Source organism: Paenibacillus sp. FSL L8-0644 (genome assembly GCF_038008165.1).
Taxonomy (GTDB): domain Bacteria; phylum Bacillota; class Bacilli; order Paenibacillales; family Paenibacillaceae; genus Paenibacillus; species Paenibacillus polymyxa_D.
Genome location: NZ_JBBOYN010000001.1, coordinates 3,864,235 through 3,879,370, shown reverse-complemented (window position 1 = coordinate 3,879,370; position 15,136 = coordinate 3,864,235). Strand labels below are relative to the sequence as shown.

At 37.5% G+C, this 15,136-nt stretch carries 9 protein-coding genes and 1 pseudogene; 4 read left to right on the top strand and 6 right to left on the bottom strand.

Annotation, left to right across the window (positions count from 1 at the left end):
* Positions 1-265: 265 nt before the first annotated feature.
* The 5 genes from NSS94_RS17615 to NSS94_RS17595 all read right to left on the bottom strand — a co-directional run bounded on the left by NSS94_RS17615 (position 266) and on the right by NSS94_RS17595 (position 6,233).
* Complete coding sequence (locus NSS94_RS17615; RefSeq protein ID WP_029515604.1) at positions 266-625, bottom strand: putative zinc-binding protein; 360 nt, start codon at positions 623-625, stop codon at positions 266-268.
* A 267-nt stretch (positions 626-892) separates the two neighbouring features.
* Positions 893-1,432 carry a hypothetical protein gene (locus NSS94_RS17610; RefSeq protein ID WP_341039781.1) on the bottom strand — a complete coding sequence of 180 codons (540 nt, stop codon included), beginning with the start codon at positions 1,430-1,432 and terminating at the stop codon, positions 893-895.
* 507 nt (positions 1,433-1,939) lie between these two features.
* Complete coding sequence (locus NSS94_RS17605; RefSeq protein WP_341039780.1) at positions 1,940-2,227, bottom strand: hypothetical protein; 288 nt, start codon at positions 2,225-2,227, stop codon at positions 1,940-1,942.
* A gap of 439 nt (positions 2,228-2,666) precedes the next feature.
* Positions 2,667-3,071, bottom strand: coding sequence for a hypothetical protein (locus NSS94_RS17600; protein ID WP_199767821.1), 405 nt, complete (start codon positions 3,069-3,071; stop codon positions 2,667-2,669).
* A gap of 12 nt (positions 3,072-3,083) precedes the next feature.
* On the bottom strand, positions 3,084-6,233 hold the full coding sequence (locus NSS94_RS17595; RefSeq protein WP_341039778.1) for a contractile injection system protein, VgrG/Pvc8 family: 3,150 nt from the start codon (positions 6,231-6,233) through the stop codon (positions 3,084-3,086).
* 424 nt (positions 6,234-6,657) lie between these two features.
* Here NSS94_RS17595 and NSS94_RS17590 point away from each other — a divergent pair, with 424 nt between their 5' ends.
* Entirely contained in the window at positions 6,658-7,224 is a 567-nt protein-coding gene (locus NSS94_RS17590) for a GNAT family N-acetyltransferase (protein ID WP_341039776.1), read from the top strand.
* Between the two features lie 450 nt (positions 7,225-7,674).
* Positions 7,675-7,842: a hypothetical protein gene (locus NSS94_RS17585; RefSeq protein ID WP_165264056.1), complete on the top strand. Its 168-nt coding sequence runs from the start codon at positions 7,675-7,677 to the stop codon at positions 7,840-7,842.
* Between the two features lie 171 nt (positions 7,843-8,013).
* Here the strand turns inward: NSS94_RS17585 and NSS94_RS17580 are convergent.
* Positions 8,014-8,265, bottom strand: a pseudogene (locus tag NSS94_RS17580) (phenolic acid decarboxylase); the annotation flags it as partial.
* Between the two features lie 200 nt (positions 8,266-8,465).
* On the opposite strand from NSS94_RS17580, the gene NSS94_RS17575 reads away from it, so the two are divergent.
* A complete protein-coding gene (locus NSS94_RS17575; RefSeq protein WP_341039772.1) occupies positions 8,466-10,706 on the top strand; it encodes a right-handed parallel beta-helix repeat-containing protein in 2,241 nt (746 codons plus the stop codon).
* Between the two features lie 527 nt (positions 10,707-11,233).
* Positions 11,234-14,656, top strand: a complete 3,423-nt coding sequence (locus tag NSS94_RS17570; RefSeq protein ID WP_341039771.1) for an SIR2 family protein — start codon at positions 11,234-11,236, stop codon at positions 14,654-14,656.
* Positions 14,657-15,136 lie beyond the last annotated feature (480 nt).

The window sequence follows — 15,136 nt, the reverse complement described above, 5'->3', positions numbered from 1 at the left end:
TAAAGCTTGATTGCTTTGGAATGGTTAACAAACTAATTGCTCGATTGCTAGTCATTTTTCCCACATTAATTAAATCTTCGTTTGTACAAGGACGCATAGGAATTTTATCAATTTTAAATTGTGAGACAAATTCATTTAAACATTCGATAATTATTTTCCTTATTAAAAAGATGTTTTATTGTACAAAAATAATACTGGTGGCCCTTAAAGATGTGTTAGGAGCCACCAGTAAAAATTCGATACACACTTTTATTTTGATTAAGAATTATTGTCCAATTTGTTCTAAGATTTGTGTGTAAGCATTCCTATAATGATCGGGGTTAGGATCTTCTCCTATTATCTTGGGTACGTCAAAGTCAGACAGCAGGAAATGGTGTTTGGCTTGAACCTCATGTCTTGCTAAGCAGCTCTTGCAACAGGACAAGGGACAGCCGTCAATTGCAATGATGTCACGTCCCGATTTTGCTGTTCTGACAAGCGGTTTGACATCACCACCAACACCAGCAATACAGGACATTTCAGCAACCTTTTCTCGATCCATTTGTATAGCGATCATGTTAGCGGTTTGTGCTGCAGAGGAACATCCAGAACATGAATAGACAAGAGGTAAATCAGTTCTTTTCATCTTTGTACACTTCCTTGTTTTTTCTTTGTGATCGATCACGGTATCTTTGGTTTCAGCTGAAATAAATTTAAAATTGTTTGTATTTTAACTTAAATTTACAGTCTAAACCGTGATCGTGATCACGACATTATTTTTGTGAAATCTGCTATAAGGCTAACTGTGTGTATGTAAATCAGCTAGATCTTTAGAAAAAAAGCTTATCCCAACTCATAGATTTAAGTTGGAATAAGCTTTTGAAATTTTAATATTTAGGTGCAATTAAACTTATCAATTTCCTGGTTGAAGAATTTTAGATAATTTTGTACCATCAAACTTATCACCCCATCCTCTATTTTCTTCTATAGAAAATTTTAGAAATGGGTCGATACTTGGCAATGGAAAATTGTAATCTATCATGAGCTTTATAATTCTCTCTAAAGATTTCAAACTGCTTTCGCCGTATCCTTCGATTACAGTGTACGCATGACTGATACCAAGGTCATAAATACCTCGTAGTAAGGCGTCGACTGATCCATCAATATTTTGATATAAGCTATACAAGTATATGAATTCATCTTTACTCAACTTCTTAAACTCTTCCTCCTCGTATGTTTTGAATTCTATTAAATTCTCAGGAATTAATTCAACGACTATATCGTTCCAATCATCCAAGTATTGTATATTAGTGAATTCCCATAAATAATTTAAAACGATCTTCCAATCATTAACATTATATTTCAAGGCTATAATAGCGTTCTCAAAACAGCTAATACCATATGCAACTCTAGCCCTCATTGAAATATGTCTGAATTTTTCCATGTGCATCATCGCTGGTCTCCTTTATACCATCCGGTTAGTGCGTCAGCAATATTTCTTTTTAAAGTAAATGTGCAGTTTTCGCAGGCTATTTTTGCTGCTCCAAATTCGATGTGGAGTTGTTTTAATAGTATATATATAAATCATTCACATTAGCCTTTTGATTTAGTGCTTGATTCACTGCATCTATTTCTGCGCAATTTCCCACTGCATATTCATTAAGAGAATCTTTTGGCAATAATCCTGCTTTGTCTTTGCTTCCAGATAACACTGCATTCTTTTTGTTATTAGAGGAGGAAGAGGATCAGAAAGAAAAATCAAGGAGCGAGTCGATGAAATCATTCAAGTACTAAGCTCACGGCAAGATATACTGGAACAATTTGATGATAACCTATTTAATGCGTTGGTGGAGAAGATCACGATTCTCTCACCAGCGCATTTTGTTTTTACCTTGAAAAGTGGAATGAGCATAGATGAAATATTGGACTAACAGAATCATAGGCTAATGCGATAAAAAGACTAACGAGTAACTGTAGGGTGTATGACGGGGAGAATCAGTCGAATCCCGTCTTTTACTCCTTCCATATACATGGATTGTTTGTCCTGGCTTAACTGGTAGCCAATTGCTTCTTCCCATTCGGATAGTGGTTGCTGAATATCCTCGTTTTGGTTAATTTTGAATTGATCCATTTGAGTGAATAGATTGTTGTCCTCTGATGAACATGAAGCCTGTTGTTCATTAGCGAGTTCTAAATGATAAAATCGTTGGCGTAATGCTTCGAGAAACCAATCTGGCCAATTTGACATAGCACATTTTCCTTCCCGTTGTTTGAGTGTGTGTATGTTAACTCTGATGGGGAGGAATGGCAAGTCATTATATTGTGTGGAGGGATGTTGAATTATCTTTAAAAATATATTTTTCATTAAGAGAATTTGGGTTTATATGTAGATTAAAATATTGGGTGAAATACCTATTTAAGTAATAAGGATAACAAAAAAAGGTCAATCATAGTAGTATCTGACCATAATCGACCTGTTCAATGTAACGCTATTACGTTATCTAGGTTATACTTTTAAAGCAGTTGATGTGCGTACAACCGAAATGAAGAATTTTTTTTATACGGGTATTACATGGGTTATATGTGTTATTGGTTGAGTGATAGGTTCATTCGTCACCCACCTCCTCCAAATAAACCTTGAAAAGTATTTAACAAATCAAGATTATGACAGTATTCGAGTAGATAGATTAAGATTTTGGAAAAGGATTATCATTTAGGATTTTGCATGATATTTTTTTTGCCACTATGATAATCGGCGGGCTATCAAAACCCTCTACACTTATTTTGAAAATGTAATTCCCAAATTCCACATTGTATTTTTGATTCATTTCCATTGCTTCTTCATCATTTGCCAATTCAATAAATATTTTAGATGTATCCCCATGCCATAAAAACAAAGTAGAAACAAAATACGGTTGTTCAAACTCAATATCAATTGCATACTCATCACTACTTTGATCTATGCTACCTGACAACACAATTTGTCCTGCGTTCATACGACAAAACTCAAAATCCATCCATAAGCATCTACTTAAATAAGTATTAATTTTGTCAATCTCTACATTTACCTCATCTAAATTCATAATAAACACTAGAATCATCTCCTATGGTAAATTTATATGTGTATTTTTTGCTCCAGTGGCATTAAAATTAGGGTTTTTCGTTCCATCCTTAAAGAATTCTTTAAGTTCACTTTCCTTATACCACTTACCATCCGTCCCCAAATACTCAGTACCACTTCCTTGAATTTTAGGATCAGGATTTGGAGCTGACTTTCTTGATACTCTATAAATACTATTCGCATTCGTATGTTGACTATTACCGGGATGTATTCTTACCTCAAATACAAATCCATCTGCTGTCCAAGGATGCTTAAGTCCCTTTGGTATACTCGTCAGACCCTGTTGTTCCAAAGCCTCATCAAGGAAATCCTTAGGATTTGTAGTGTTAAGGAGATTCCTACCACCATTACCCATCCCCTCAAGAGCATTCTTCTTCTCTATTTCTTTAAGTAATTCCTTCTCTTTTCTTAAATATTCATCGTAATTTGAAGTTTCTCGGGCGGCTTTACTTTTCTCAATATTCTCCAATACACGCTTTTTGGTATTCTCTTCTTCTCTCTTTTTATTAGGCTTACCCGTCCCCTCATTTTTAGGAGTTTTCTCCTTGGGTTTACCTGCTTTTGAAGGCATAACTTCTGATGCGTTCTCAATAGGTTCGGATGCATTTTTTGTGGTGATGCTCTTCTGATCTATTCGCTGTTGGATTCCCCTCACATTTTCTCTTGCGAGCCTAGCGTTCTCAGATGCCCCTTCTTTGCTCATTTTGGAGAATTCATTTTTAAAGGCTCTACCTTCACCACCTCGACCGTCGAGTGCAAACGGCTCTGCTGTTAGGTTTGCATAGCTCATCCATCGTTGTTCTTCCGGTGTGATGCCCTCTTGATTAGATAGAACCAAAAAATCTCCTGGATAGTTTTGTTTCCAGTCATCGTAGTATTTAAAATCTGGATCTCCATTCGCCATACGAACCACCCCGTCCTCAGCACGGTAGCTTCCTAGCGGAATTTCAGGTCTGCGATCACCTTCTAATGAAGCCCAATAGACATAATCACTATAAATTCTCTCATACTCTTCATCTGTAAGCTCTGGTGGCGCAGCTTCTTTTTTCGCTTTAAGGGCTTTAGCTCTAGCTTCTTTTTCTGCTTTAAGAGCAGCTTCAGCCCTAGCTTTTTCTTGTTCTTTATATTCCCTCAGCATTCTATCTTTAACACTTTTAGGTACCTGTTGATAGGCATGAACCATGGTTTTCGATGTTGTCAGCAAGTTTTGGATCAGCTCTAATCGGCTGCCGGAATGTACTATTTGACGTGCGCTTGTATACACTTTCCCCAGAATCCATTTGCTATAGTAGGCATGTCTCGCTTGCTCATGTTCATACTGAGTAATTAACCCTTGTAATGCTAGACCAGCCAAGTGTTTCAACGGATGAATACCGTTCCCCTTACTGCCTCCAACGGAAGGGGTTCCTTTGCTCCGAACAGGGATCGCTGCGGTTGCTCTCAGAATCACACCTCCTGCAGGTCCACTTAGCGCTCCTGCAACAACGCCAGCCACTTTTCCCATCACTGGAATGGAGCCTAGTAGCTTGGACACCGTACCCATCAAGGCATTCGCCTGTTTAAGCTCTGCTGGACTTGTGACTTTTGCTTTAGGGGTAGAGGCTTGGCTGCTAGATGAATCCTTGGCTGCTGACTGGGCTGCTTCATAGGCTTTTATGCTCATGAGTGGCGGCTCAGGCACAGGAGGAAGGTCAGCTACGAAAACTGGAGCTTTTACCGTACCTTCTTGATAAATCACTGGGGCTTTGGTGTCTGTCTCACCATCCAATATCATGCTGCTGGCTCCACCTTTTAAGTATAGCGCCGTGCCAGCTTCCAGTGATAGTTCCTCACCTGCACCCAGCTTCACATGACCACCCTGAATCTGCACATTCCCCGGACTGTCGATGGTAATGCCGCTACTTTCATGCAGTGTAATGGAAAATTTACCGGAGGTGGATAGAGTCAGCTTATGCTCAGACATTTCTACACCGCTACCTTGCACATGTTGCCATACCTTCACATTCGGCTGTCCATGGGTGTGGCGTTGTTGTCGCAGCGAATCTGTTACATAGGCATCCTGTTCGCGGTGCGTAGGCAGGTACAATTCCACCTGTTCCCCGATCTCAGGCATATCGTACCAGCCACTATGTTCTTCGGCGACATAACGGGTGGACACCGAAAACCAGCACGCTTTGGCAGGATCTTGCTTCGGGTCAATGTCCAGTTGGAGCTGTACGAAATCCTGTTGTACCTTGAGCACCGTTCCTGTCAGTGAAATTCCAGTAGCCTGATCGTTGTCATACCGGGCATAGCGAATATCCTGTTCAGCTTGAAGATCATAGCGGGTACGTAGTAAGCCATCCGCTAACTGTGTCACTGCTCGAACCACGACCAGTTCTTTTCCTTGCCCGATAGGTAACGAGATAAGGTCGCCCAGCGCATAGTATTGCAGACTTTCAATCATATAGGTGACATATGAGTCAGCACGTTCGCCTGGTTTTTCCGCATCCAACTCATGAAACGTTTTCCGAACTCGATAAAATACATCCCGCTCTACCTTATGCTGCTTGCCTTCAGGCATCCCGAAGAAAACCTTGGGCGAAGCTGCGGTTACCTCTGGCACAAGTACGGAACCAAAGCGAGAAGCGAGGCGTTTTAAAAACGCCCAATCCGTCTCATCATATTGTAAAACAAATGTCTCTAGTTTGGCATAGTGGCTTACCGTATCAATGGCATCTCCGTACTGATATTTTCGAACCAGCGCAGTGACCAAATCATCATAGGTACGATGAATATCTTGGTAGGAGCGTCTTTTACGTTTGATATCCATCTGGTGCGAATGGGAAGCGGCCTCCAGTTCAAACGTATACACGCCTCGCACACAGTGTACGGACATACGTGTAACAATCCCATGGAACAGCCTTCTCAGCGATTGTCCCTGCTCATCCAACTGACGAATCACAATCGGCTCTTGCTCCATATTTTGACCGATACAAGCTGCTCCCTGTTCTTCGGAGAGCATGCCATTGATATGTAAAAAGGCATGATCATTAATGGCGCGTGTTATTTGAAGTTGTTCGATGTGTAATGGCTGAAAGGGACCATAAAAGCGTAGGCTTTCATATCCGATCCCATCTGATAATACGCTCAAGTGAGTTCATGTCTCCTTTCTAGATGCGATGGGTATTTCTAAGTAAAGGACGTCTTCTTGAAATTGCTTTTGATTAAAGAAGCCGCAGATGAGTATAACAGTGAGTCAATATAAATATGTATAACAAGGTTTGTACGCTAAAAAGGGACGAGAGGCGATATTTAATAAACAACCCAGCATATGTATTTATCGGTTAAAAGAGAGATTTAGTTTACAGAATGAACCATTGGTTGGGGGATTTATTATGTTTATTTTTGGAAGTAGGAGGATGAGAGGGAAGTGTAACAAGAGTTAATATAGGAATATGGTAATACGCCACATGGTTTGCTATTTCGATGCTTTTCCATGCTGCCAAAATAGATACTTAAAACCAAAATGATACCCTATCCAAACGATCTAAATTTAAAAATAATGGAGTGATAGAATGATAAGAGGACTTGTGCTTTTAAATAGTGGGAATATTGAAGATTACTTACCAGACTTATATGATTGGAGTCTTACTAAAACCGAAAAAGAGCAACATACTTGCCGACCCATAATCGAACTTCCTCCATATAACAATTATAAAGAGAATGTACTGAAAAGGCTTGCAAATGGGCAATTAATATATATCTTGGTTGATAAAAGTAACAGTAATAAGCGGATAGGAAAGATACAGCTTTTTGACTATAATTCTCGAAATAAAAGTGCCGAGATCGGATACTACTTGCCTCTAAAACATAGAAAACAAGGATATGCGAATGTATTGCTAGAGCTATTTATAGATACCATTTTTGAACGTAAGGATTTAGAGTTGAATAAAATTTACGCGACGGTTGCAGCGTGTAATCAAGCATCCATAAAATTATTAGAAAAATTCCATTTTAAGCTGGAAGGGACTTATCGAGAGCATTACTGGTTTAGTGATGGTTCGGTATGCGATCAATATCATTATTCTTTGCTAAAAAGAGAGCATGCTAGCTTAGCTGAAAAAGAAAAAGAAGGAAATTGAACTATTATTTTTAAAATGGAACGAGTTAATTTCAAGTAAATCCGTTTCATCCTCTCGACACACGTTGAGGCCGTAGTAAAGCTATGTCGAGTCGATATATAGAGGTGCTTAATTGTAGCTTCCTATGTCCTTTACGAGCTGGGGAAAAGTTTATAGAAATAAGGTATGGCACAACAAAATAAATGTTTCGATTTTTTTGGATTTAAAGTGGTTGGACACATCCGATGTATTTAACTGAAAATGTGAGTATTCAAGAGAGCGTCCTTAGTTTGGCGTTCTTTTCTTTGTACGCTACCTGTAAGAATTCCTTAAGCAATAAGGTTATTCCCTTCTGTGACGTGCAATCAACTTGCTGTGTTTAAATAAATGCGGATGCAGGGAAGGTGAACCCCTTGGATAAATTTAAAGATCTGGAGAAATTGATTAAACTTACCGAAGAGACTTTCTGAGATGGATATTGTGAACAGACCTGGATTCTCGGAATGGGAGGATAAGCATCATTACAAGCAAGCATTGGAGAATGAAGCTTTGTACTGGCAGGGCATGAAGTACGGAGCACAGTTTGTATATGTTGTATTAGAGAAGATGCTTCATGATGAAAAAGAGAAAGAAGAATAGCCAATGGAGATTAGATGGTTATAGAGAACATTAAAAAAGATGCTGGGCACCTACCAACCTGGTCATACCCCTGTCAAGTAGACAGGGTATGACCAGGTTGGTAGGTGTTTTAATTTGTCTTACGTTATGGGACACAGGCTCAGGCTTTTCAGTTCAATTCGTCTTGATTGACTATGCTTGCAACTTACCCGCACGAATATCATCTGTCATGCCTGCGTAAGGTGCCTGGGCAATCAACTTCTCGTTGTTCACACCTGCATTTTCAATGAAAGTAATATATGCGAATTCAGGAACTACATGCTTCGGATAAGTCTCATACTTTTCACGCGATTCTTCCATTACAGGGATGAAATCATTTTGATAGCGTACTTTAATCCCTGGATGCACATGCACCCATTTCGGAAAGAAAATAATACCATGCATGGTCAATGAAATGGCTGGATGGGTTCAGTATCGGAGAAGCTTCGCCGAAAGAATCATAAACTTTAAGTCGGTATAAGTCGATTAAATAATTAAGGGCTTATATATACACAAATTTCTATATTAGAACATACCTAGCAGTGAACTTAGGCCCAAGCGTAGAAGCCGTATCTAAAAATAGAATTCATTCCAGGAGGTAAGCTATGAATAAGAGAACAGGCTTTAGATTTTTAGTTGTAATTATGATGATTTATGTATTTACTTTTAATCTGGGTGTGGAAACTGTAAAGGCAAATTCCGTATATTATGTTTCTACAACGGGGAATGACATCACTGGAACCGGTACACTATCAAATCCATGGAAAACCATACAAAAGGCAGCAGATACCATGAAAGCCGGAGATACCTGCATCATACGAGGTGGTACATACCGGGAAACAGTAACACTTCATACTTCCGGAAGTTCTGCAAAACCCATAAACTTTGAGGCTTATACAGGAGAGAACGTAACGGTATCCGGTGCCGATCCGGTTACTGGCTGGAAAAATTACTCCGGATCCATCTATTATGCGGAAATGAAGGGTTCCCTTGGAACAAAAAATCAGATATTTGTTAATAAGCAAATGCAATTTGAAGCCAGATGGCCCAATTCACCAACACTTGATCCCTTAAATTCAACATATGCAACAGTTGATTCCGGTTCCACTACAACCATCAAGGATGGAAACTTAACTCAGGCACCTGGATACTGGGTTGGCAAAACGGTTTGGAGTGTTCCGGGAACAGGCTACAAATCTTATAAAAGTACCATTACCAGCTCAAGTGACGGCTCCATTACCTTTGATCAAATAGATACTGCAGCGACAGGCGGTAACAGCTATTATATTACTGGTAACCTTAAAGATCTTGATAGTGCGGGAGAATGGTATTATGACAGCACTACTGGCAGACTTTATTTATGGGCACCTGGTGGAGTTGATCCGAATACTTTGACAGTAGGAGCAAAGAAGCGGACTTATGCATTTGATTTAAGTTCCCGATCTTACATAAATATTACCGGAATTAATATCTTTGCCTCCAGCATTAAAATGTCGAATTCTAATTACTGTAAAGTTTCTAATATGATTGCGGAATATGTCAGTCATGATTCGGATGTTACGAGACAATACAGTACAGGGATATTTATGTCCGGTACCAATAATGAGCTTAGAGACAGTACTTTGACCTACAGTTCCGGTAATCTGGTGAGTATAGAGGGAACAGGAAATAAGGTAATTAATAATCTTATTCATGAAGCAAATTATTCGGCAGCGGATATTCCGGCAATCTATCTATTGGGGGCAAACCATCTAATCAGTCATAATACGGTATATAACGCTGGGCGTCATCTGATATTTATGCCTACCCAAAACAGCCAGATACAATATAATAATCTGTACAATGCAGGAAAGCTGACAAAAGACTGCGGAATACTCTATGAATTTGCCTGGGATGGGCAAGGGACGGTAATTCATCATAATTACATCCATGATAATCTGGCAAAGAATTATTCCGGCACTGGTATCTATCTGGATAACGGTAGCAAGGGCTATATTGTGCATCATAATGTTGTATGGGGAAACTATACAGGGATAAGATTGAACACACCCAGTAATTTTAACCTGATTTATAACAATACCACCTACAGTAACGGAAATGTAGGATATTGGGGAAGTAATTTTCAGTCAGATATGTACGGCGACAGAATTTTCAACAATATCTTTACTACAGCCTTTACACTGCCTGGTACTCATATAGAGGGAAATAATATTACCTCAGAAACCAATCCGTTATTTGTGAATCCCACAGCATATGATTTCAGGTTGCAGTCTACTTCTCCAGCTATTAATGCAGGGGTTGTAATATCTGGAATCACGAATGATTATGTTGGTGCGGCACCGGATATTGGAGCATATGAGTTCGGTGGAACTGACTGGACTGCCGGGCATGACTTTTCTTCATCTCCGGACCCGGTTTTTGAGAGTGTCAGCTTACTTTATGATAATAACGTAAGGCAATCTGATTTCGAGAAAGGGATAATCTCACCATGGGCAGCAACATATTCAGATACTGCTGCAAGTGTATCGGTACCAAGAAGCGGCTCTAAGAGTGTTAGATTGGGACCCGGAGAAGATGGTATCGAGCAGGTACTTACGGGGCTAAGTCCTAATACCAGCTATATGTGTACCGCCTGGGTTAAGGCAGACATAGGAGAGCGGATTCAGATTGGCGTTAATGGCTTTGAAGGAATGGATGCATCCGCAACATCTGACAGTACATCCTGGACAATGGTAAACATTCCTTTTACAACCGGAGCAGGCGCTACCAGGGCAACAGTGTATGCTTACAAGAATCCTGGTACAGCATATGTTTATGTGGATGATTTTGGGGTAGTTGAGCAATAAATTATTTTACTGGTTTTATGTTTGACAGGATTGTCAGAAAGTCAGAAAAACCAAGACTGCCTTGGGGCAGATGGATCAGGAGGGACACTTTCAGTAGAAAATAAAAAAAGAAAGACATAAAGACTCTGATCTAAATATGATAGATTTTCCGCCAAGGGGCGACCAAGCCTTAGGGTCATCATTTTTGTACACTCAAGGCATGTTAAGTGCGTGGTAGTAATATATCGAGATCATAAACATTGATGTACGAGGGATTAAGAGCAACTTGAATATGTTCCTGCAATCAAAAATTTGCTTAAGGATTGAGTGCGGGAACATTTTTTATTTTCATACATAAGGTTTGTGAAGTCGTTGGTATAGATATATTGTGAGGTATATTGGAGAAGTGGGGAAGGATGCGTATTTAGAAGAGCGAAAATAGGCCTTTCGCTTTTTGGAATAGAAGCATTCGATAATTTGATGTATAATTTTCCCTAAAATAATAGTTATAGAATCAAAAAAACTATATTTTGAAAGGAAGTAGAAGAGTGAGCGGTAATATTGAGAAATACGAGGAGCATTTGAAAATTATAAAAGAAGCATTAGAAATGCAAAATGCTTACTTGTTCATTGGTGCTGGATTTTCGCAGAACGCAGAACCTAAGACAGTAAATACTGAAACTAGCTTCAAAACTTGGCCTGGATTTATGAATCAATTAGCATTAAAGCTGTGGCCAAATGAGACATCAGACCAAATTTCAAGTAGGGTGGCTGGAGACCATCTGTTTATTGCCCAATTGTTTGAGGAAGAGTTTGGTCGAGAGCGGTTCTACCATGAACTTTTAGAGGCGGTACCTTATAAAGACTATGTTCCTTCAGCCATACATAGAGAGGTTATGGAGATTAGTGATTCAGCAAAATGGCGTGGGTTTATTACAACTAATCAAGATTGCCTTATTGAGCAGACATTAGATGAACTTCATATTTTTCATGATGTAATAATCGATGATTTGGACCTGTCTACTAAGCCTTCGCCTGTCAAAGTGTATAAATTGCATGGAAGTATGGAGAGCCCCAGCAGCATAATTTTCACAGAGGAACAATATCGGACATTTGAGAATAATCATCCATTACTACACTTGAAAATAAGGTCGATATTTGCTGAAAACATTGTTGTTTTTGTTGGATTCAGTTTAACAGATCTAAATTTTAAATCTATAGTTGGATGGGTTAGAGACATTTTGACTATAAATTACCAGAAAAAGGCATATGCATTTATTTTCGATAAAGATATAGATGTTTATACCTACAGATACTGGGAAAAAAGAAACATAATACTTCTTCCTATTTCAACCGCAGGTTTTTTAGACCGTGGTAATGCTTATGTAACTGGCTTAAGGGAATATATAAATTTTTTTAAGCAATCAAATTTTCAGAATACAAACAATGAAGCTGCTGAAGTTATTGATATAATAATTGAAAGTATTGATAATTTAATATTACCGGGGACTTGGGAAGATAAAAAAACAGAAGAATTGTTAAAAATTCTGTCCAAATTTAAAAATTACTCTTCTGATATTTTGTTTAGTAGGCTCGTTCCGTTTTTCGCTAATATATTTCCTGATTTAGAGGCAAGCAAGCAACTTGAAATTCTATTAACATTATATGAACCTTCTATAATGTTTAATAAAATAAATGGAACTTCCTTGAGTGATCTTATAATTAGTCTCTTGAAAAATACACAGGAGTTTTATGATAAAGACGTTTTGTACAAACTTTTGGCAGACAAAGCTGAAAAACTGTTTGCCTACGGGAACTATGATGAAGTGAAAGAACATGTTCGAAATAGTTTGAAAGATTATCAAGATATTTCAGTGAGTTATAAAAATGAATTACTGTACTGGCAGATTTGTGCGGAAAAACTGTCTTTTAATTTTAACATGATCAAAACTTTACTACATCAAATAGTTATTGATTGGCATAATCCTCTTTGGCTAAATAGATTAGCTTCTATACATTATTTTAATGGCGATCATGCTATAGCATTGAATTATTATAATAGAGCAATCGAAAGTGGTATGCAGAAAAAAGACGATTGGAGTACCTATACTGCTTTAGCGTCAAAAATACATTTACATTCCAATAACCACTCCGAAAATATGAAGCTATCAAGGCAAGATGAGGAATCTACTATTCGAGTTGCAAATAATCTAAGGAATAAATTAAAAGAATTGAATCATCCAACGTTCAAACAATGGGAAAAAGTAAGGGAGATTAAAGAGAAGTGGTGGACAGTTTATAAAGATTGGAAAGAAGAACTTGTTTCAGAAAGTGGTAGTTTCCATTCATTTAAATCAGAGGCGATTTATAAAGTATACGAAGCCATTTGGTTTCATCAATGCAATGGCCTTCCTGACCAAAGTTTAATGGGGAAAACGTTTGATGTTATAACAGATATCTTCGTAGAAAATAATGATTATGAAAAAGCGGCTTCGTTATCTCTTATCTTTGGTTTTAATAAGAAGGTATCTGCTTTATTTCACTACAAAAAAATATCTGAATTACAAGAGCAAGTTTACAGAAACATTTTTAATCAATCAATAATGTCTGCTAAACATTTAATAGACCATTGTAAGTCGCAACAAAATAGTAAAGACTTATCTATTTTGGAAACATGGATCGAAACTTTACTAAATTTATGGGAAAGAATTTCCCCTTTCTTATTCGATAAAGAAATTTCAGAAATTCAAGGGTGTTTATATCAATTAAAAGATTCTATTACGGGACTTGGTCGTTTTTTTTCGATCAGAGAGAATATAATTCAAGTTATGGTTACGTGTTTGTTTTATCGTAAGGATCAAAAAATTTTAGAAACATTAATACAGTGGATTGCGGAGATGCCCATAAGTTTTAGGCTTATTAGGCCATTACAAAATGTGATTTGGAATGAATTTAGAGGGAGTAAATTGATACCTAACGAGTTTCTCAAAATTGTCCTTTCTACAAATGATAGTTACTGCTGTAGTCTAATTCACACTTGGATCAAAGAGGATATTTTAGAGGACCTTCAAATAAGCAAAGCAATCTATCACATTTTTGAAGAGGGGAAAGGTTCTATTGAAGGGAGACTTTTGCTCTTTCCTTTGCTTAAAGAGAGAGTGGATGAGAATTTAATTATAGAAACTATCACAAGTGGAGTAGCTCAGTTTAGCAAACATTATTCATCAACTGACGTCTCCTTATTATTCTGTTTAGCAGAAGTTGTAAATGAAATGACAGAAGAACAGATAAACAGATTAATAGAGCTTGCAGAAGAAAAAATTGCATATGTTAACGTAGGTAAAACATTCAAATTCGTTCCTGTTTTTTCAAAAGAAGATATGACAGGAGCCTTCCTTCTTTTTTTAAGCAATTTATTATTAAGGAAAAAAATAGGTATAGATGATGTAATTGAAAAAGTCCAAAAATATTCTTTTTGGAACAGACAGGCTTTTTACGCACTAGAAGTCTTTGCAGAATTAGATGGGATGAAGGAAGCGGTACGACAGCAACTTATAAAAGGAATGCAGTCTTTTGACTCTGTGATTCGGAAAGAGTATTGCTTTTTAACTGGGCATTTTATGGGCAAAACTTGGGGGATAGACGAAGAAGACAACAAGATACTCAATCATCTATTTTTTTCCGTATGCGATACAAATGTGGAAGTTTCTAGTGAAGCAATTCGTGGATTTGCAAATATTGCAAAAAGGAATATTTCTGCAATCCCTAAAAGTATGTTGATAGATCTTATCTATATCGTAAAGGACACACTCTCTCGAAAGCATGTTGGATATTTAACCCACTTAGCTTTTTTTCTCAAAGAAATAAGCAAATTAGAAAAACTAGAAGCTGAGCAAACTACTTTAGTAAAAGAGGCTATAAAGAAATTGAAAAACATGCCCTACGCTAATGTTAGGAGAGAATTGTCATAATTTATTTTTATAATAAGCTGCTAAGATTTGTGAAGCTGATTATGTTATAAAGTATAAATAGTATCATAAATTCCTAAATTTGGATTCTGAACAAATTAGGCCCTTTGTATTATTAAAGGGCTTTTTTTATTCCATATATCTCCATGAGTATGCTATAGTGTAAGGAATAAAGAAGATTTTTGCAGGATTTAGTAGAATAATGGGTGAGGATGTTTCGTTAGTCGTGGGTATATAGTCCTTTGATATAAATTGAGATATTTCAATGAGGTGAAAGCGAATGGCTAGAACTTATTAAGTCATAATATTATTTTCTGTTGGTTTGATTACTTTCCAGGACTATTTATAGTGTTATACCAGAACAAACTTTGATGTATTTACTATTACTCTAAATAGAAAGCAAGAAGAAATGAGCATTTTTTATATATAGCGTAATCCTCCATGAATCAACAGAATTTCAGCAACGGACAGCACCGTTCCATC